The sequence below is a fragment of the Serratia sp. CY44782 genome, from assembly GCF_052168715.1.
GTDB classification, from domain to species: Bacteria; Pseudomonadota; Gammaproteobacteria; order Enterobacterales; family Enterobacteriaceae; genus Serratia; species Serratia nevei.
On sequence record NZ_JBJNME010000004.1, the window covers coordinates 365,629 to 383,617 of the forward strand.

Sequence of the window (17,989 nt, forward strand, 5' to 3'; positions counted from 1 at the left end):
GCGAAATTACTTCGCTTTACCCTGGTTTGCCACGGCCGCCGCTTTTGCCGCGATCTCGTCGGCGTTACCCAGGTAGTAACGTTTGGTTGGCTTGAAGTTCTCGTCGAATTCATACACCAACGGCACGCCGGTTGGGATGTTCAGCTCGAGGATTTCGTCTTCGCTCAGGTTATCCAGGTATTTCACCAGCGCGCGCAGCGAGTTGCCGTGCGCCGCAACGATCACGCGCTCGCCGCTCTTGATGCGTGGCAGGATCTCTTCGTCCCAGTAAGGAATCACGCGATCGATGGTCAGCGCCAGGCTTTCGGTCAGCGGCAGCTCTTGCTCGGTCAGCGAGGCGTAGCGCGGATCGTGGCCAGGGTAACGTTCGTCTTCTTTGGTCAGTTCAGGTGGGGTCACCGCGAAGCCGCGACGCCATTGTTTCACCTGCTCGTCGCCGTATTTTTCAGCGGTTTCCGCTTTGTTCAGACCCTGCAGCGCGCCGTAATGACGTTCGTTCAGCTTCCAGGATTTTTCGGTCGGCAACCAGGCCTGATCCAGCTCGTCGAGGATGTTCCACAGGGTGTGGATCGCGCGCTTCAGAACGGAGGTGTAAGCGAAGTCGAAAGTGAACCCTTCTTCTTTCAACAGCTTGCCTGCTGCTTTCGCTTCGGTACGGCCCTTGTCGGACAGATCGACATCATACCAACCGGTGAAGCGGTTTTCTTGGTTCCACTGGCTTTCGCCGTGACGCACCAGAACCAGCTTAGTTACAGCCATAGCTTAACTCCTTAATAATCTGACATTTCAATGATAACGAAAATCATTATATTGCTGCGGGCCGGGGCTCGGCAATCGATAGTGTCTAACCATAGCCAATTTCTTGCCGCAAAGTAAGGGCTGGCGAAGGGAAAAAGCTGAATCGTTCAGGCTGGCGCTGAGAGAGAGAAACGGCGCGCCGAAATCGCTTCGGGCGCGCCGTGGCGTGGGGCAAATCAGGCCGATTTTTTCAGGCAACTGCTCATGAAGGTTTTACGCGCGTCGCCCTTCAGATTCTTGGTCTTGGCGTCGGCGTTGCAGGTTTTCATTTTCTGCTGCTGCGGCGTCAGGGTTTTGCCCGTCGCGGCGGCGCCTTCAGACTTCAGGCAGGTGCTCATAAAGGTGGAGCGATCCGCGCCTTTCAGCGACTTGGTGGATGCCTGTTGGTTGCAATCGGTCATGCGTTTCTGCTGGGCCGCCTGCGCCGGCGAAGGCGTTTTTGTCGCCGTCGTCGCGTCGGCCGCCATCAGATTGGTGCTCAGCATTAAGCCCGCCAGCAATGGAAGTGCAGTAATCAGACGCATAGGTGTTCCTTCAGCTATTGATTGGCCGCCATCGGCCGAAAATTGTGACGTTGCACAAGGCGTTGTGCTTATCACGGTAGCCTGAGTGTAGTGCGCGCTTTGGAATAAGGAAAGGTGGGTGCCGGCGGGGGAATAGCGCTAAAAGGTAAGCATTTATAACAAATCGCCCCCGGCCGCACGGCGAGGGGCGTGGCGGGTCAGATAGGATAAAACTGATAATGCGTGGCGCTGCGGTAGCGGCTCCCCGGCTGCAGCCAACAGTCCGGCTGCGGCCATTCGGGATGGTGCGGGCTGTCCGGCAAAAACTCGCTCTCCAGCGCCACGCCGGCGTGGTTGGCATAGCTGCCGCCATCGCGCGCCGGCGTGCCGGCAAGATAATTGCCGCTGTAGAGTTGCAGTGCGGGCGCGTCGGTGAACACGCTCATCTGCACTTGTCCGTCGGCGGACCATAAATGGGCCGCCGGGCACTCCAGCGCGCCGCAGGTGCGGTGCAGCAGAAAAGCGTGATCGTAGCCTTTTACCCGCTGCTGGTCGCGGTCACGCAGAAAATCCTGCAGCAGCGTTTTCGGTTGGCGAAAATCCATGCCGCTGCCGTCCACCGGCGTCAGCTCGGCGCAGGGAATGCCCTCGGGATCGACAGGCAGATAGCGATCGGCGAACAGCTGCAGCCGTTGGGCGCGGGCGTCGGTGCCGGCACCGTCCAGATTGAAATAGGCGTGGTTGGTCAGGTTGACCGGGCAGGGGCGATCGACCTGCGCCAGATAGCTGATTTCCACGCGATTGTCGGGGGTCAGGTGGTAGCAGACCTGCACGTCGAGATTACCGGGAAAGCCCTGATCGCCATCCGCCGAGTGCAGTGCATAGCAAACCTGCTGCGCATCGTGCTGTACCCGGCGCCAGCGGCGGGCATGGAAACCGTCGGGGCCGCCGTGCAGCTGGTGGGCGCCCTGATTGGCGATCAACGCATGGGATTTCCCGTCGATGGGCAAACTGGCGTTGGCGATACGGTTGGCGTAGCGGCCGACGGTGGCGCCCAAATAGGCGCCCTGGCGTTGGTAGTCCGCTGGGCTGCGGCAGCCAAGCAGCAGCTCGCGCCTTTCACCGGATTTAAGCGGCAAGACGGCGGACAGCCAGGTGGCGCCCCAGTCCATCAGCGTCACCGTCATGCCGCCGGCATTTTGCAGTTGTGTCAGCTGGTAAGGTTGCCCATCGGGTGCGACTGCCGTCGTTGTCGTCAGCATAGGCCGGCACCTTGCGAAGCCTGGCAGACGTAGAACGTTTCCCGCAATCCATCAGTTTGCCGCGGATACTCGTGCGCCACGGCGGCACGCACCGTCTCCACGAGATCCTGCGGCATCAGTGCGACGATGCAGCCGCCAAAGCCGCCGCCGGTCATGCGCACGCCGCCGCGTAGGCCGATCGTCGCTTTGACGATCTCGACCAGCTTATCGATCGGCGGCACGGTGATTTCAAAGTCGTCGCGCATCGAGGCGTGCGACTCCGCCATCAGCCGGCCCATGCGCTGCAGATCGCCGGCCGCCAGCGCCTCGGCCGCCGCCAGCGTGCGGGCGTTCTCGCTGATGACATGGCGCGCGCGTTTGGCCACTAACGGATCGAGCAGGTGCTGACGCGCCTCAAACTGTTCGGGGCTGACGTCGCGCAGCGCCTTGACGCCGAAGAACCGCGCCGCTTCCTCGCACTGTTTGCGGCGGGTGTTGTATTCGCTGTCCACCAGCCCGCGTTGCACATTGGAGTTGACGATCACCACCGCGACGTTGTCCGGCATCGACACCGCACGGGTTTCCAGCGAGCGGCAGTCGATCAGCAGAGCGCTGTCGCGCCGGCCGAGCGCGGAGATCAGCTGGTCCATGATGCCGCAGTTGCAGCCGACGAATTGGTTCTCCGCCTCCTGGCCGTTCAGTGCCAGCGCTACGCCGTCCAGCGGCAGCTGATAGAGCGCCTGCAACGCCTGGCCCACCGCCACTTCCAGTGCGGCGGAGGAGCTGAGCCCCGCCCCTTGCGGTACATTACCGGCGATCACCAGATCCGCGCCCCCGAAGTCGGCGTTGCGGCGCTGAAGGTGCTTCACCACGCCGCGCACATAGTCGGACCAGCGCTGATCGGGGTGGCTGACGATCGGATCGTCGAGCGAGAATTGATCCTGCTGATTCTGATAATCGGCGGCGAGTACGCGGATCTGGCGGTCGTCGCGCTTGGCGCAGGCGATGACGGTTTGATAATCGATGGCGCAGGGCAGCACGAAGCCGTCGTTGTAATCGGTATGCTCGCCGATCAGGTTCACCCGCCCCGGCGCCTGGATGGTCAACGCCGGCGCGTAGCCGAAGTGTTCGGTAAACAGGGAATGGGTAAGCGGTTTCAGGCTCATGCTTGGGCTCCGGCTTCACGGTAATGAATATCGCTGACGGCGCGCAGACGCTCTGCGGCCTGTTCGGCGGTCAGGTCGCGCTGGGTTTCCGCCAGCATCTCGTAACCGACCATAAATTTGCGCACGCTGGCTGAACGCAGCAGCGGCGGGTAGAAATGGGCGTGCAGCTGCCAGTGTCGGTTGTCGGCACCGTTGAACGGCGCACCGTGCCATCCCATCGAATAGGGGAAGGAGCACTGGAACAGGTTGTCGTAGCGGCTGGTCAGCTTCTTCAACGCCAGCGCCAGATCTTGGCTTTGTGCCGCGCTGAGATCGGTAATGCGCTGCACCGCCGCTTTCGGCAGCAGCAGCGTTTCAAACGGCCAGGCGGCCCAGTAGGGCACCACCGCCAACCAGTGCTCGGTGTTCACCACGATGCGTTCGCCGGCGGCCAGCTCGCGCTGCGCGTAGTCCAGCAGCAGCGGGGAGGCATGTTCCTGAAAATACTCGTGCTGCAGGCGATCTTCGCGCTCGGCCTCGTTCGGCAGAAAACTGTTGGCCCAGACCTGCCCGTGCGGGTGCGGATTGGAGCAGCCCATCGCCGCGCCTTTGTTTTCGAACAGCTGTACCCAGGGGTACTGCCTGCCCAGCTCATCGGTTTGCGCCTGCCAGGCGGCGACCACCTGCTCCAGCGCCGGCAGCGTCAATTCGGGCAGGGTCTTGCTGTGATCGGGAGAGAAGCAGATCACCCGGCTGACGCCGCGCGCGCTCTGGCTGCGCATCAAAGGATCCTGGCTGTCGGGCGCCGGCGGCGTATCGCTCATCAGCGCGGCGAAATCGTTGGTGAAGACGTAGGTGCCGCGATAATCCGGATTGCGATCGCCGGTGACGCGCGCGTTGCCCGGGCACAGGAAACAATCCGGATCGTGCGCCGGCAGCGTTTCCGTGGGGACGGCCTCTTGTTGGCCCTGCCAGGGGCGCTTGGCGCGGTGCGGTGAGACCAGCACCCACTGGCCGCTCAGCGGGTTGTAGCGGCGGTGTGGATGATCGATAGGGTTAAATGCCGTCATACGGTTCCTTTCTTGGCGTCGACGAGGTGTAATCGCTTTCAGCCGCCGTCTTGATACGCCCGTTGCTGAAAAGGGAGAGTACATTGCGTAAAAAGATAGCATGCCCGTGGCGATAAAAAGGTGATCTAACGCGAAAAATGGAATCGTTTACACTTCATTGAAAAGCGCCGGATGCGCGGAGATGAGCCGGTGGCTACGTGCTTGAGGGGATCGCGGTGAGCTGCCGGTGATAGCGTTTTCACCTGGTCAACCGGCAGAGAGAGGTTCTCTGCCGGCGTCAGCCGTCAGGGGTGCTGATACAGCGGGTAGGTGAAGAACAGCAGATGGGTGAGGTTAAGCCCGAAATGGAACAGAATCGGCACCCACAGGCGGCCGCTCCACATCCATGCCAGGCCGTAGATCACGCCGGCCAGCGTCGCGAAGATCACCATCAGCATGCCGCCGGCCAAATGCGCGGCGCCGAACACCAGGGCGGCGACGATCAGCGCCGGCCAGGCCCCCAGCCATTGGCTGAGGCGCTGTTGCAGGTAGCCGCGAAACAGCGCTTCTTCGGCCATGCAGACGAAGAACAGGTTCGCCATCACGAACGGCAGGATCCAGGCGGGCGCATGCAGTTCGATTTTTAAACCGCCCAGCGCCACGGCCAGCAGCAACAGCGCCGGTACGCTGATGATCAATGCAATCCAGGAACCCGAGGCGACGCTTTTTTCCGCTTTATCGGTTCTGAACAGCGTGGGCAAGCAGGCGAACAGCAGGAAGGGCACCATCGCCTTATCGAAGTTGTAATACATGGTGAACGGCGCGCTGAGCGGGCCGGCTTTGTCGCCGTCGATCATCAGCTGGTTGTGGATGCCCGGCACCAGATGCAAGAACAGCGCGATGCAGCCGGCGACCACCAACCCTTCGAACGCGATCGCCAGATTACGCTGCTCGCGAAAATGGTGACGCAGGCCCGCCAACGCAACGATCGCCAGCAGATAACTCAGGCTGAGCGGCGTCAGTACCCCATGATAAAGCCCCATGCCCGCCGAGGCGGCCAGGATCACCCAGGCTATCAGCCGGTTAAACGGCAAGAAAAATAACGAAGCAGCCAGTACGCCCCACATAATATGTCCCTTTAAAATATGTACACGGCGCTCAGCGCCTTTGCGGCGTGCGATGATGGCGAAATTGAGCGCTAAAGCGGATAGTAGCACACCCAAATGACGCTAAAGGTCGGGGCAGTGACGGATTTGTGCATGATGCCGGCCCACACAGCCGGCGACAGCGCGGATCACCCTTTCATCCAGGCCTGCGAGCGGGTGATTTCGGCCAGATTTTGCAGGGTGTCCAGGCTCTGCTGGTGGATCTCCTGCGTGGGAGCCGCGCACAGATCGTGCAGTACGGTCACCTGAAAGCCGGCGTCGTGCGCCTGACGCGCGGTGCTCTCGATGGCGAGCGGCGTGCTGACGCCCGCCAGCAGCAGATGATGGCACCGATGCTGCCGTAGCCAGGCTAACAAATTGTTACCGGAGAAGGCGCTTACCGCCGTTTTTTCAAACAGCAGATCGGTCTCTTCCTGGTGCAGTTCGGGCATCCAGCGGCAGCCCGGGCTGTTAAGCCGCAGCGCGCCTATCTGTTTCAAATGGTTGAACAGCGGCGAGTGGGGGGGAATATCATGATAATCGTCGGCGAATCCCACCCGCACCCAAATCACCGGGATTTTTCGCACCCGGGCGTAGGCCGCGGCGGCATTGACGTTGGCGAGCAGGTGGGTCGCCACCACCTGTTCGCGGCAGTGGTTGGCACGCCCTTTGGGCCCGATCAGATCCTCGATCAGGTCGATAATAATCAACGCAGCGGACATGGCGTCTCCAGAAAATGGCCTTCTTTCTTTCTATGATAAAAGGCCAAATGTGATGTGCTGCGGTGAAGTGTTGCCGGATATGTTTACGTCGCGCTTCAGGCGGAGGCCGCCTCCAGCCGTTGCTGTTGGTAGCCGTAGCCCCCCTCGCCGTCGGGCACGAAGCTGAGGCGGTGAGTGATGCACTGCGGCGCGTCTTCGGCATGGTGCGAGACGAAAAGCAGCTGGGTGGCGCCCTGGCCGATCAGCACGTCGATGAAGCGACGCACCAGCTGGCGATTGAGCGGATCCAGCCCTTGCAACGGCTCGTCGAGGATCAGCAGCGCCGGATGTTTCACCAGCGCGCGGGCGATCAGCGCCAGCCGCTGTTGGCCCCAGGAAAGGCTGTGGAACGGGGCATCGCCGCCGCGCGCGCCGTCGAGCCCGAGCAGCGCCAGCCATTGTTCGGTCAGCTGCCGCTGACGATCCGACACCGCCTGATAAATGCCGATCGAATCGAAGAACCCCGACAGCACCACGTTGCGCACGCTGGTGTTGACGCGATAGTCCAGATGCAGGCTGCTGCTGACGTAGCCGATATGGCGCTTGATCTCCCAGATGGTTTCCCCGCTGCCGCGGCGGCGGCCGAACAGCGTCAGATCGTTGCTGTAGCCCTGCGGATGATCGCCGGTGATCAAACTGAGCAGCGTGGATTTGCCGGCGCCGTTCGGGCCGACGATCTGCCAATGTTCGCCGGGGTTAACCTGCCAGTCGAGATGATTGAGGATCGGCCGATCGTTATAGCTGACCACGCCGTCGCGCAGGACGATCAGCGGCCGATCCGTCGGCAGCGTCACCTTTTGCGTCGGATCCTCGGTCTCCGGCAGCGCCAGCCCGCTGAGGTTTTCGCTGTGCGCCAGCTGCGCCACCAGCGCGTCCGCCATCACCTGGCGGCGCGGCCCGCGGCTGGTCAGGGTGCAGTCCGCCAGCACGCCCACCTGCCGGACAAAATCCGGTATTTCGTCGAACCGGTTGAGCACCAGCACCACGGTTTGGCCCTGGGCGGAAAGCTCGCTCAGCAATGCGGCGAGCTGCGCGCGCGAGTGAACGTCCAGCCCGTCGAAGGGCTCGTCGAGGATCAGCAGGTCAGGCTCGGGCATCAGCGCCCGGCACAGCAGGGTTTTACGCGTTTCGCCGGTGGAGAGGTATTTGAAGCGGCGCGTCAGCAGGGCGGTGATGCCGAACTGCGCGGCCAGCCGCTCACAGCGCGCGGCGTCTTTCACCTCTTCCTGAATGATTTCCGCTGCGGTGCGGCCGGTGTCGTCCTCGTCCGCGCTGAGCAGATCGGTGTTGTTGCGTTGCCACTCGTCGCTGACAATTTTTTGCAGCTGTTCGAAGGAGATGCGCACCGCGTGCTGAAAATCGCTGCGGCGTTCACCGCTCAGCAGAACCAGTTCGTCCGCCAGCGCGCGCGCCAGGGCGGATTTGCCGCTGCCGTTGGCGCCGACGAAGGCCCAGCTGTCGCCGGCCTGGATTTCCAGCGCGTCCAGCGTCAGGGTGCGGGTATCGCTTAAGCGGAATGAACCTTGCGAAATGTGCAACGACGACATCACCTGTTCCTTTTTTTGCAATTATTTGCCTTAGAAATAGGCGCATTGCAGGGGGATGTCAATCAACAAAAACGCAACGTCACGTTGCGCTTAACACAACGTGGCGACAATCACGCGATCGGCGTTGAACAGGGCGTGTACGGCGGCACCGACGCTCAGCTGCAGACGCTGCAACTCCGCTGTCGCCAGGGTGGCGCACAGGGTTTCGCCGCCCGCCAGCGTCACCAGCACCTCGCTGTGTTCAGCGCCTGGCTGAATGCCGGCCACCACGCCCGCCAGCGCGTTATCTGCGCCGGTATGCTCCGCCGTATCGACGCTTAACCGCACCCATGGCGCCTTGATCAGCGCCAGCACCTCTTTACCCGGCGTCAGCTGCAGCCGGTCGGCGCTTTGTTGGGTGACGGCCGCCATCAGGCGAGTGGTGCCGTCGTTCAACAAAATCGCCAGGTGCTGCTGCACCTGCTGATGATCGCGTTCGATGACGGTGCCGAAGAACTGATTGCGCGCGCTGGTTTGCAGCGAGAAGCGCGAGATGGCCGCCAGCAGGCTGTCGAGCGGCAGATCGTCCTGCTGCAACACGTCGAAAGCTTTTTGCTGCACCTGGCCCAGCAGGTCATACAGCTGGATCAACCGCTGGCCATAGTGCGTCAGCTGCGCGCCGCCGCCGCCTTTACCGCCGGTGGCGCGTTCCACCACCGTTTGTTCCGCCAGCTGGTTCATTTCATTGATGGCGTCCCAGGCGCTTTTATAGCTGATGCCCGCCAGTTTGGCGCCCTGGCTGATGGAGCCGGTGTGCTGCACCTGTTTCAGCAGCGCGATGCGGCGCGGATCGGCGAACAGCTTTTGCTGGAGTTTGAGAGTCAGAAGAATTTCGGCCTGCATAGCGCATCCTGTCGGCGGCAAAAATCTTATTGTCGCCGATTTGGCGGCAAAGCGCCAAACGCAGTGCGGTGGAGCGCGAGGCAATAAAGACTGGCATTGCTTTGTTGTTATAATATAACATAACAGAAAAACGATAAGGCTTTACGCCGGCTTACGGCCGGTTTTTATTTCACCACAGGGATGCTCCACATGAGTACGACACGCCGGCGTCTTGTCACGCCCAGAAAATCTTTATGCCTTGCCGCCTGGGTCGGCGGCGCACTGACGGCGCCGCTGGCTTTCGCTGCCGACTGCGATAAAGCCCGCAATGCCACGGGGTGCGAAGAACAGCTCACCGTTGAGGCGGCGGCCCCCGCCGGGCGCTACGATGCGTTGAGCGCCGTGAGCCGCAGCGCTTCGCAGCTCGGGCTGACCGCTCGGGAGACGCCGCGCAGCGTCGATATCATCAGTGCAAGGGCGATCCAACAGCGGGGCGACCGCTCGCTGGCCGCCGCCGTCGAGCACGCCACCGGTCTGTCCGGCGTCGCTTCGCCAACGTTGTCCAATAACTTTTCCGCGCGCGGTTTTCGGCCGATCGCCTGGTTGTATAACGGCGTGGAGATGCCCGGCAGCACGCTGCAGCTGGGCGATCCGGCGCATTACGACAGCATCGAGATACTGCGCGGGCCGGGATCGGCCTTGAACGGCCTGAGCGCCGCGGGCGGCAGCGTCAACCTGATCTCGCGGCGGCCGACCTTCAGCCGCCAGCCGCTCGAGCTCGATTATGGCTTCGGCAGCTACCGCAGCCAGCGTCTGCATCTGGGGGCCGGCGGCGCGCTGGTGGACGATGCGGTGGCGTACCGGTTGGACGTCAGCGGCAACGACAGCGGCAGCAACGTGCAGTATGAACGCGATCGGCAGAAGCGGGTTTCCGGCTCGCTGCTGTTTAAGCTGACGGACGATGCGCTGTTGACGCTAAGCCTGGACCGCATGCTCAATCGCACCAACAACCCTTACTACGGCACGCCGCTGCTGGACGGGCGCATTGCCGGTGAGCTGCGCGACATCAATTACAACAACCTGACCGACAGCCGCATCCAGAGCAACGCCACCGCATTTCAGGCCAGCCTGGACTGGTTTATGACGCCCGAAGTGGAATGGCATAACCAATTCTATTACTACAGCGGCTTTCGCGAATGGCGCAACGTCGAGCGCTTCCGCGTCGCGGCGGCGGCCCGGCCCGGCGACGTCAACCGCGACTCCTTCGGTGCCCTGGCGCACGACGACGATCTGATCGGCAACCGCAGTTCGCTGGTATTCGACCGCGCCATCGCCGGTTTTGATAACCGGTTGCTGGTCGGCCTCGATCTGAGCAAGCGGCATTTTCAGTATTATTCCAACGGTTTCCCCGGCTCGGAAGACGTGCCGCTTGGCGCGCCGCCCAGAGAGCCGTTCGCCCAGGGTACCGACCGCCAACGCGCGCCGGTGCGCCACGTCACCCAGAACCAGTACGCCGCTTTTCTCGAGGATCGCTTCAGCCTGACCGAGCGTTTAGCGTTGCTGGGCCAGCTGCGCTACAACCATATGAACATGGACTGGCGCTTCCAGGGGCCGCAGGAAGAGAGCCGCGCACACACCTACGTTTTCAGCACCTGGAGCCTGGGCCCCAGCTATGCATTGACCGATAACCTCACGCTCTACGCCAACTACACCACCGGCCAGGAGCCGGGTAACGATCTGTTCTTCCTCAGCCCAACGCAGACCGAGCTGCCGCTGACGCGAGCGCGCCAGTGGGAGGCCGGCGCCAAAGGGCAGTTCTGGGGTAACAAGGGCGAGGCGACGCTGGCGCTGTATGAACTGCGCAAGGACAACCTGTTTGTGCCCGACGCGCAGCGGCCGGATGCGTTGAACGCGGTAGGCAGGCAGACGTCGCGCGGCATTGAGCTTGGCGTGGTGCTGCGTCCCGACGAGCGCTGGGAGTTGGCCGGCAACGCCGCCTATACGCATGCCCGCTACGACGACTATCGCGGCGGCAGCCCGCTGCGCAGCTACAACGGCAATCGCCCGGCCTATATCCCGGACTGGACCGCCAACCTCAGCGTGCATTATCAGGCGACGGAACGCCTGGGGCTGGCTTCTTCACTGCGCTACGTCGGCAGCAGTTACAACGACGACGCCAACCAGCGCAAGATGCGCGCGTACACCACGCTCGATCTGGCGGCGGATTATCAGCTGACGCCGATCGTTGATGTCGGTTTCCGCATTCGCAACGCCACCAACCAGCTGTACGCCTATCAGCGCACCTACCCGGATCAGGCGCTGATCGCGCCGCCGCGCAGCTATGAAACCTTCGTGTCGGTCAGGTTCTGACGGCGTGAAAGGCTGGCTTGCCCTGCTGTTGTGCGCCCTGGGATTGGGCGGCGGCGCGCCGCTGCGTGCTGATGCCGTCAGCCTGCAAAATTGCGGGGTAACGCGCGATTACCCGCAGCCGCCGCAGCGGGTGCTGGTTTACGCCAACCCGGCGTTGGAAAACCTGCTGGCGCTGGGGCTGGCTGGCCGTGCGATCGGCGTGGTCGGGTATGACCGCGCGCGCGATCCCGTGCCGACGGCGCCGGCCGATGCGCTGCGGGCGCCCACCAGTCCGGCGCCGCCCACGGCGGAGGCGTTGCTGCTGATGCAGCCGGATTTTGTCTATTCGGCCAGCTATTACTGGCTGCACAGCTCGGAAACGCCAGACCGGGCGCTGCTGGCAGAATGGGGCATCGGCACTTATCTCTCTCCCGGCGCCTGCAGCGGCCAGCAAAGCGCGATCGCCGCCGCGCTGACGTTCGAAGACATTTTCACCGAGCTGAGGGAGCTGGCGCGTATTTTCAACGTCAGCCGCGCCGGTGAAGCGCTGGTCGAACGGCTGCGCGGGCAACTGCAGGCGTTTGAGGCGCAGCGCGCACCGCTGCCGCATTTGCGTCTGCTGTGGTGGTATGCCGGCGCGCAAACGCCCTACGTGGCGGGCTGCTGCGGCGCGCCAGGCTTGCTGAGCCGCAGCGTCGGCAGCGAGAACCTGTTCGGCGATCGGCCCGAGCTGTGGCCGACGGTGTCCTGGGAGGTTATCGCCGCCCGCGATCCGGATGCGATCGTGCTTGGCGATCTGCCGCGTGGCGGCCTCGGCGACAGCGCGGCCGACAAGATCGCCTTTCTGGAGCATCACCCACTGACCGCGACGCTGCGCGCCGTGCGTCAGCGGCGCTACGTGATCCTCCCCGGTTACGACATGGACCCTTCCGCCCGCACCGTGGCGGCGCTGGGCCGTTTGATTCGGGGCCTGGCGGCCTTGCCGCCGCAGGCGCCGACTTTTTCCAACAAGGAACCTTGATATGACTGCCGTTTCATTCTCTTCGCTGCTGGACTCCTGGGATCGCCAGCAGGCGGCTTACATCGCCGAGCGGGAAGCGCGTTTTAACGCCCAGCTGGAGGTGCTGGCGCTGGCCGCCGGCCAGGATTTTCACGTGGTGGATCTGGCCTGTGGCCCTGGATCGCTAAGCCTGCGCATTTTGCAGCGCTTTCCGCAGGCCAAAGTGACCGCCATCGATCTCGATCCGCTGCTGCTGGCAGTGGCGCGCGGCGCGCTGGCGGCGTACGGCGATCGGATCCGCATTCTGCAGGCCGATCTGGCGGATCCGGCCTGTTTTTCCGCGCTGTCCGGCCCCGCGCCGCAGGCGGCGGTGTCCAGCACGGCGCTGCACTGGCTGATGCCCGAGCAGCAGCTGGCGCTGTACCGCAACGTTGCCGGGCTGCTGGCCGACGGCGGCGTGTTCCTGAACGCCGATCATCAGCGCTATGACCAGCGGCAGCCGCGGCTGAAAGCGTTGGCGGAGCGGCATGATGAGCAGACCCAACAGCGCGCCTGGGACAACGGCGTCGAGGATTGGGATCGCTGGTTCGCGAGCGCGCTGCAATCGCCGGCGCTGGCCGCTTATCAGGCCGAGCGTGAAGCGCTGTTCGCCGGCCGCCCGGTGCCGCCGCCGACGCCGGTGGATTTCCAGCTCGCGGCGCTTAGACAAGCCGGTTTCAGCGAGGCGGGGACGGTGTGGCAGCTGTTGGACGACTATGTGATCGCAGGCTGGAAATAGCATGATCCGGCGGTTACTGCCCGGCCGTAAGGCCGGCTGGCTGCTGTTGCTGGCGGCGGCGCTGCCGCTGGCTCTGCTGGGCGCCACCCTGTCGGGGCCTGCGCCGATCGCGTGGCACGACGCCTGGCGCATCGTATTCGGCGTCAGCGGCAGCGCGGCGACCGATGCCGAGGTGTATCAGCGCATCATCTGGTCGCTGCGGATGCCGCGCGCGCTGTTGGCGGCGCTGGCCGGTGCCGGGCTGGCATTGGCGGGCACCGTGCTGCAGTCGCTGACCCGCAATCCGCTGGCCGATCCCTGGGTGCTGGGGATCTCCTCCGGCGCCGGCGTGGGGGCGGTAACGGTGCTGGTATTGGGGCTGGGGGGCGGCCTGCTGTCGGTGTCCGGCGGCGCGTTTATCGGCGCGCTGGGAGCGTTTGCGTTGGTGATGCTGCTGGCCGGGCGTTCGCTGCAGGGGGAGTCCACGCTGTTTATTCTGGCCGGGGTGGCGGTGACGCAGCTGCTTTCTGCGTTGACTTCGCTGATCACCCTCTGGCAGGCGGATGCCAACGCCACGCGCGGCGTGATGTTCTGGCTGCTGGGATCGTTCAGCGACGCGCGCTGGCCACAGGTCGGGCTGTGCGGGCTGGCGCTGGCGGCGGCGCTGCTGCTTTGTTGGCTGCGGGCGGGTGAGCTGGACGCGCTGGCGTTCGGCGGCGTGACCGCCGCTTCGCTGGGGGTGGCGGTGGCTCCGCTGAAGCTGCTGCTGTATGTGGTGACCACCGCGCTGACGGCGGCGATCGTCGCGTTCAGCGGCGCGGTGGGATTTATCGGGCTGACGGTGCCGCACGTCGCCCGGCGGCTGGTCGGCTCGCGGCATCGGCTGCTGTTGCCGGCCAGCGCGCTGTGCGGCGCGCTGTTCGCCGTGGCGGCGGACACGCTGGCCAGAACGCTGTTTGCCCCGCGCGAGCTGCCGGTCGGCGTGCTGACGGCGCTGTTGGGGGTGCCGGTATTCCTGCTGTTGCTGTATCGGAAGGTCAATGCATGACGATTGAAAAAGCGCGATCCGGCCTGTGCGCCGAAGCGGTGAGCTGGCGAGCGGGCGAACGCACGGTGCTGGAAAATCTGGATTTCTGCGCCTTGCCCGGTGAGGTTACCGGCGTGCTCGGCGTCAACGGCAGCGGTAAATCCACGTTGCTCAAGCTGCTGGCCGGGTTGCAGCCTGCCGCCGGGGGCTGCGTTTGGTTGGAAGGACGCGAAATTACCGCGTTTTCCGGGCGGGGGCGAGCCAGGCGCATCGCTTTTCTTGAGCAATCCGCCCCCGGCGCCTTCGCGCTGCCGGTGAAGGAGGCGGTGCTGCTGGGGCGCCTGGCCCATATCGGCCGCTGGCGCGGTTTCGGCCCCGAAGATCGCCGCCTCGCCGGGCAGGCGATGGAGCAAGTGGGCATCAGCCACCTGGCCGATCGCGATTGGCAGCGGCTGTCCGGCGGCGAACGGCAGCGGGTGCACCTGGCGCGCGCGTTGGCGCAGCAAACGCCGTGGCTGCTGCTGGATGAGCCCGCCAACCATCTGGATATCGCCCATCAGCAGCAGTTTATGGCCTTGCTGCGTCGGCTGAAACTCAGCGTGGTGGTGACGCTGCACGATCTGAATCTGGCCGCCTGCTATTGCGATCGGGTGGCGCTGCTGCAGCGGGGCAGGGTCTGTGCGGCGGGTGCGCCGCGGCAGGCGCTGACGCCGGAGAACATTCGCGCGGTGTTCGGGGTGGAGGCCCGGCTGGCGGCGCCCGCCGGCTATGCGCCGCCGCTGATCTATTACCCCGCACCGGCATGAGCCCGGTGGAAAGGGCACGTTTAGCCGATCACAATTTCGCCCTGCTGGCTAAAATAACTCCGGTTTTACCGATTTTTTTGGGTTAGAATAACCCGATATGCGGTGAAAGGCATTTGCCGCTCAATGGGCAGTTAAGCGAGGCTATCATGTTGGAATTATTGAAAAGTCTGTTGTTTGCCGTGGTCATGGTGCCGGTGGTCATGGCGCTGATCCTCGGCCTGATCTACGGTTTTGGCGAAGTGTTCAACGTCTTCTCCAAAGTGGGCCGTTCGAAAGAAAATCGCACCCAGCACTGACCGTTCCCCATCCCGATACCCGCCGGCATCGCCCGGCGGGCATTCCTCAAGTTATCTCACGCTTTGCCGATAAACCGCATGACAAGCTTTCGCGCAACGTTATATTATTTTTTATATAACGAAGAGTGATAATGCACGTTAACTTGCGGAGAAAAACAATGAAACAGCAATGGACCAAATGGGTTGGCGGGATCGTGTTGGCATCGGGCCTGGTGGCACAGGCTTCGGCGGCGGAAAAGATCACCGTGTTCGCCGCCGCGTCGCTGACCAACGCGCTGCAGGACATCGCCACCCAGTATCAAAAAGGCAAGGACGTGCAGGTGGTTTCCTCCTTCGCGTCCTCCTCGACGCTGGCGCGCCAAATTGAGCAGGGCGCCCCGGCCGATCTGTTCATCTCCGCCGATCAACAGTGGATGGATTACGCCATCGACAAGCAGCAGATGGTGAAAGACACCCGCTATACGCTGCTGGGCAACGAACTGGTGCTGATCGCCGCCAAGAGCGATAAGCAAGATAAGATCGCCATCGACAAGCAGACCGACTGGACCAAGCTGCTCAACGGCGGCCGTCTGGCGGTGGGCGATCCGGATCACGTGCCGGCCGGCATCTACGCCAAAGAGGCGCTGGAACACCTGGGCGCCTGGAGCGCGCTGGAGCCGAAACTGGCGCGCGCCAACAACGTGCGCAGCGCGATGGCGCTGGTGGAGCGCGGTGAAGCGCCGCTCGGCATCGTCTACGGCTCCGACGCGGTCGCCAGCGACAAGGTGAAAGTGGTGGGCGTATTCCCGGAAGACAGCCACAAACCGGTTGAATATCCGATGGCGATTGTGAAAGATCGTCAAAATCCGACGGTCAGCGCTTTCTATACCTATCTGAAGGGCCCGGAAGCGGCCGCTATTTTTGAACATTATGGATTCACCCCGCGTAAATGATTCTGAGTGAGTACGAGTGGCAGGCGGTTGAGCTGAGCCTGAAAGTTTCCGGTTTGGCGGTGGTCTGCAGCCTGCCGTTCGGCATTCTGATGGCCTGGGTGCTGGTGCGTTGCCGCTTTCCCGGCAAGGCGCTGCTGGACGGCGTCATTCACCTGCCCCTGGTGCTGCCCCCGGTGGTGGTCGGCTATTTGCTGCTGATCGCCATGGGGCGGCGCGGCGTCATCGGCGAGTGGCTGTACGACTGGTTCGGCTTTAGCTTCAGCTTTAGCTGGCGCGGCGCCGCGCTGGCATCGGCGGTGGTGGCGTTTCCGCTGATGGTGCGCGCCATCCGGCTAGCGCTGGAGGCGGTGGATACCCGGCTGGAGCAGGCGGCGCGCACGCTGGGCGCCAACCCGTGGCGGGTGTTTTTCACCATCACGCTGCCGCTGTCGCTGCCCGGCGTCATTGTCGGCGTGGTGCTGGCCTTCGCCCGCTCGCTGGGGGAGTTCGGCGCCACCATCACCTTCGTCTCCAACATTCCCGGTGAAACCCGCACCATTCCGCTGGCGATGTATACGCTGATCGAAACGCCGGGGGCGGAAGCCGCCGCCGCGCGGCTGTGCGTGATCGCCATCGTGCTGTCGCTGGCTTCGCTGATGGTGTCCGAATGGCTGGCCCGCTGGGGCCGCAAACGGATGGGGGTGTAAATGCTGGAGCTGGATTTCTCGCAGCAGCTGGGCGACCTTAATCTCAACGTCCGCGCCGATTTGCCGGCGCAGGGCATCACCGCGATTTTCGGCCTGTCCGGCGCGGGTAAAACTTCCCTGATCAATGCCATCGGCGGCCTGACCCGTTTGCAGCAGGGGCGCATCGCGCTCAATGGCCGCACGCTGGTGGATACCGCCGCGGGCCTTTGCCTGCCGCCGGAAAAGCGCCGTATCGGCTACGTGTTTCAGGATGCACGGCTGTTCCCGCACTATCGGGTGCGTGGCAACCTGCAGTATGGCATGGCGGCCGGCATGCGCGCACAGTTCAACACCATCGTCGAGCTGCTGGGCATCGGGCCGTTGCTCAATCGGCTGCCGCTGACGCTCTCCGGCGGTGAAAAACAGCGGGTGGCGATCGGCCGCGCGCTGCTGACCGCGCCGGAACTGCTGCTGATGGACGAGCCGCTGGCCTCGCTCGATCTGCCGCGCAAACGCGAGCTGCTGCCGTATCTGGAGCGGTTGGCGCAGGACGTCAACATCCCCATCCTCTACGTCAGCCATAGCCTGGACGAGATCCTGCGCCTGGCCGAGCAGGTGATGGTGCTGGATCGCGGCGAGGTGCGCGCGTTCGGCGGGCTGGAAGCCGTCTGGGCCAGCAGCGCACTGCGGCCGTGGCTGCAGCGTGAAGATCAAAGCAGCGTGCTGCGCGTCAGCGTGATTGAGCATCATCAACGCTATGCCATGACCGCGCTGGCGCTAGGCGATCAAAGGCTGTGGGTCAGCGGTATCGACGCCGAATTGGGCACCCAGTTGCGCATTCGCATCAACGCCGCCGACGTCTCGCTGGTGCTGCAGCCGCCGGTCAACAGCAGCATTCGCAACGTGTTGCCGGCCAAGGTGAGCGAGTGTCTGGACGTGGACGGGCAGGTGGAAGTGAAGCTGGCGGTCGGGGAGCACGTGCTGTGGGCGCGGATCACGCCGTGGGCGCGAGACGAACTGGCGATCCGCCCTGGGCAGTGGCTGTACGCGCAGGTGAAGAGCGTGTCGATCAGCCGCGAGAGCCGCTAAGACAGGCCCTCCCGGCGG

The 17,989-nt window shown here is 63.6% G+C and carries 18 protein-coding genes; 9 read left to right on the forward strand and 9 right to left on the reverse strand.

Annotated features, from left to right (window positions below; genetic code table 11):
* Positions 1 to 6: 6 nt before the first annotated feature.
* The 9 genes from gpmA to modE form a co-directional block, all read right to left on the reverse strand.
* Positions 7 to 759 carry a 2,3-diphosphoglycerate-dependent phosphoglycerate mutase gene (gpmA, locus tag ACJ8HT_RS10045; protein WP_004939834.1) on the reverse strand — a complete coding sequence of 251 codons (753 nt, stop codon included), beginning with the start codon at positions 757 to 759 and terminating at the stop codon, positions 7 to 9.
* A 215-nt stretch (positions 760 to 974) separates the two neighbouring features.
* Positions 975 to 1,322 (reverse strand): PsiF family protein, encoded by a 348-nt coding sequence (locus ACJ8HT_RS10050; RefSeq protein WP_048232954.1) that lies wholly within the window; start codon positions 1,320 to 1,322, stop codon positions 975 to 977.
* Positions 1,323 to 1,519: 197 nt separating this feature from the next.
* A complete protein-coding gene (gene galM / locus ACJ8HT_RS10055) occupies positions 1,520 to 2,563 on the reverse strand; it encodes a galactose-1-epimerase (RefSeq protein ID WP_197652240.1) in 1,044 nt (347 codons plus the stop codon).
* Positions 2,557 to 3,708 carry a galactokinase gene (gene galK, locus ACJ8HT_RS10060; RefSeq protein ID WP_197652239.1) on the reverse strand — a complete coding sequence of 384 codons (1,152 nt, stop codon included), beginning with the start codon at positions 3,706 to 3,708 and terminating at the stop codon, positions 2,557 to 2,559. The genes galM and galK overlap by 7 nt, the downstream gene beginning before the upstream one ends.
* Positions 3,705 to 4,757 (reverse strand): galactose-1-phosphate uridylyltransferase, encoded by a 1,053-nt coding sequence (gene galT / locus ACJ8HT_RS10065; protein WP_196018818.1) that lies wholly within the window; start codon positions 4,755 to 4,757, stop codon positions 3,705 to 3,707. Before galT ends, galK begins: the two co-directional genes overlap by 4 nt.
* Positions 4,758 to 5,041: 284 nt before the next feature.
* Complete coding sequence (locus ACJ8HT_RS10070; RefSeq protein ID WP_060440498.1) at positions 5,042 to 5,863, reverse strand: CPBP family intramembrane glutamic endopeptidase; 822 nt, start codon at positions 5,861 to 5,863, stop codon at positions 5,042 to 5,044.
* Positions 5,864 to 6,030: 167 nt separating this feature from the next.
* On the reverse strand, positions 6,031 to 6,603 hold the full coding sequence (locus ACJ8HT_RS10075; protein ID WP_060423670.1) for a cysteine hydrolase family protein: 573 nt from the start codon (positions 6,601 to 6,603) through the stop codon (positions 6,031 to 6,033).
* Positions 6,604 to 6,698: 95 nt separating this feature from the next.
* A complete protein-coding gene (gene modF / locus ACJ8HT_RS10080; protein WP_197652238.1) occupies positions 6,699 to 8,189 on the reverse strand; it encodes a molybdate ABC transporter ATP-binding protein ModF in 1,491 nt (496 codons plus the stop codon).
* Positions 8,190 to 8,279: 90 nt separating this feature from the next.
* Positions 8,280 to 9,071 carry a molybdenum-dependent transcriptional regulator gene (gene modE, locus ACJ8HT_RS10085; RefSeq protein ID WP_070914092.1) on the reverse strand — a complete coding sequence of 264 codons (792 nt, stop codon included), beginning with the start codon at positions 9,069 to 9,071 and terminating at the stop codon, positions 8,280 to 8,282.
* Between the two features lie 189 nt (positions 9,072 to 9,260).
* Here modE and ACJ8HT_RS10090 point away from each other — a divergent pair, with 189 nt between their 5' ends.
* The 9 genes from ACJ8HT_RS10090 to modC all read left to right on the forward strand — a co-directional run bounded on the left by ACJ8HT_RS10090 (position 9,261) and on the right by modC (position 17,971).
* Complete coding sequence (locus tag ACJ8HT_RS10090) at positions 9,261 to 11,420, forward strand: TonB-dependent siderophore receptor (RefSeq protein WP_197652237.1); 2,160 nt, start codon at positions 9,261 to 9,263, stop codon at positions 11,418 to 11,420.
* Positions 11,421 to 11,424: 4 nt separating this feature from the next.
* Entirely contained in the window at positions 11,425 to 12,420 is a 996-nt protein-coding gene (locus ACJ8HT_RS10095) for an ABC transporter substrate-binding protein (protein ID WP_341534865.1), read from the forward strand.
* A gap of 1 nt (position 12,421) precedes the next feature.
* On the forward strand, positions 12,422 to 13,177 hold the full coding sequence (locus ACJ8HT_RS10100) for a class I SAM-dependent methyltransferase (RefSeq protein WP_197652235.1): 756 nt from the start codon (positions 12,422 to 12,424) through the stop codon (positions 13,175 to 13,177).
* Between the two features lies 1 nt (position 13,178).
* Positions 13,179 to 14,204 (forward strand): FecCD family ABC transporter permease, encoded by a 1,026-nt coding sequence (locus tag ACJ8HT_RS10105; RefSeq protein WP_141958366.1) that lies wholly within the window; start codon positions 13,179 to 13,181, stop codon positions 14,202 to 14,204.
* The gene (locus ACJ8HT_RS10110) at positions 14,201 to 14,989 is read left to right on the forward strand and encodes an ABC transporter ATP-binding protein (RefSeq protein ID WP_197652234.1); all 789 of its coding nucleotides are present in this window, start codon (positions 14,201 to 14,203) and stop codon (positions 14,987 to 14,989) included. The genes ACJ8HT_RS10105 and ACJ8HT_RS10110 overlap by 4 nt, the downstream gene beginning before the upstream one ends.
* Before the next feature lie 146 nt (positions 14,990 to 15,135).
* Positions 15,136 to 15,285: an AcrZ family multidrug efflux pump-associated protein gene (locus ACJ8HT_RS10115; RefSeq protein WP_004939813.1), complete on the forward strand. Its 150-nt coding sequence runs from the start codon at positions 15,136 to 15,138 to the stop codon at positions 15,283 to 15,285.
* Positions 15,286 to 15,443: 158 nt separating this feature from the next.
* Positions 15,444 to 16,217, forward strand: coding sequence for a molybdate ABC transporter substrate-binding protein (gene modA, locus ACJ8HT_RS10120; protein ID WP_038870956.1), 774 nt, complete (start codon positions 15,444 to 15,446; stop codon positions 16,215 to 16,217).
* Positions 16,214 to 16,903 (forward strand): molybdate ABC transporter permease subunit, encoded by a 690-nt coding sequence (modB, locus tag ACJ8HT_RS10125; RefSeq protein WP_015377003.1) that lies wholly within the window; start codon positions 16,214 to 16,216, stop codon positions 16,901 to 16,903. Before modA ends, modB begins: the two co-directional genes overlap by 4 nt.
* Positions 16,904 to 17,971, forward strand: coding sequence for a molybdenum ABC transporter ATP-binding protein ModC (modC, locus tag ACJ8HT_RS10130; RefSeq protein ID WP_016928697.1), 1,068 nt, complete (start codon positions 16,904 to 16,906; stop codon positions 17,969 to 17,971).
* Positions 17,972 to 17,989 lie beyond the last annotated feature (18 nt).

Bases quoted from the DNA above. Each gene is read 5' to 3' on its own strand.
- gpmA (WP_004939834.1), bottom strand. From the start codon at position 759: ATGGCTGTAACTAAGCTGGTTCTGGTGCGTCACGGCGAAAGCCAGTGG.
- ACJ8HT_RS10050 (WP_048232954.1), bottom strand. From the start codon at position 1,322: ATGCGTCTGATTACTGCACTTCCATTGCTGGCGGGCTTAATGCTGAGC.
- galM (WP_197652240.1), bottom strand. From the start codon at position 2,563: ATGCTGACGACAACGACGGCAGTCGCACCCGATGGGCAACCTTACCAG.
- galK (WP_197652239.1), bottom strand. From the start codon at position 3,708: ATGAGCCTGAAACCGCTTACCCATTCCCTGTTTACCGAACACTTCGGC.
- galT (WP_196018818.1), bottom strand. From the start codon at position 4,757: ATGACGGCATTTAACCCTATCGATCATCCACACCGCCGCTACAACCCG.
- ACJ8HT_RS10070 (WP_060440498.1), bottom strand. From the start codon at position 5,863: ATGTGGGGCGTACTGGCTGCTTCGTTATTTTTCTTGCCGTTTAACCGG.
- ACJ8HT_RS10075 (WP_060423670.1), bottom strand. From the start codon at position 6,603: ATGTCCGCTGCGTTGATTATTATCGACCTGATCGAGGATCTGATCGGG.
- modF (WP_197652238.1), bottom strand. From the start codon at position 8,189: ATGTCGTCGTTGCACATTTCGCAAGGTTCATTCCGCTTAAGCGATACC.
- modE (WP_070914092.1), bottom strand. From the start codon at position 9,071: ATGCAGGCCGAAATTCTTCTGACTCTCAAACTCCAGCAAAAGCTGTTC.
- ACJ8HT_RS10090 (WP_197652237.1), top strand. From the start codon at position 9,261: ATGAGTACGACACGCCGGCGTCTTGTCACGCCCAGAAAATCTTTATGC.
- ACJ8HT_RS10100 (WP_197652235.1), top strand. From the start codon at position 12,422: ATGACTGCCGTTTCATTCTCTTCGCTGCTGGACTCCTGGGATCGCCAG.
- ACJ8HT_RS10105 (WP_141958366.1), top strand. From the start codon at position 13,179: ATGATCCGGCGGTTACTGCCCGGCCGTAAGGCCGGCTGGCTGCTGTTG.
- ACJ8HT_RS10110 (WP_197652234.1), top strand. From the start codon at position 14,201: ATGACGATTGAAAAAGCGCGATCCGGCCTGTGCGCCGAAGCGGTGAGC.
- ACJ8HT_RS10115 (WP_004939813.1), top strand. From the start codon at position 15,136: ATGTTGGAATTATTGAAAAGTCTGTTGTTTGCCGTGGTCATGGTGCCG.
- modA (WP_038870956.1), top strand. From the start codon at position 15,444: ATGAAACAGCAATGGACCAAATGGGTTGGCGGGATCGTGTTGGCATCG.
- modB (WP_015377003.1), top strand. From the start codon at position 16,214: ATGATTCTGAGTGAGTACGAGTGGCAGGCGGTTGAGCTGAGCCTGAAA.
- modC (WP_016928697.1), top strand. From the start codon at position 16,904: ATGCTGGAGCTGGATTTCTCGCAGCAGCTGGGCGACCTTAATCTCAAC.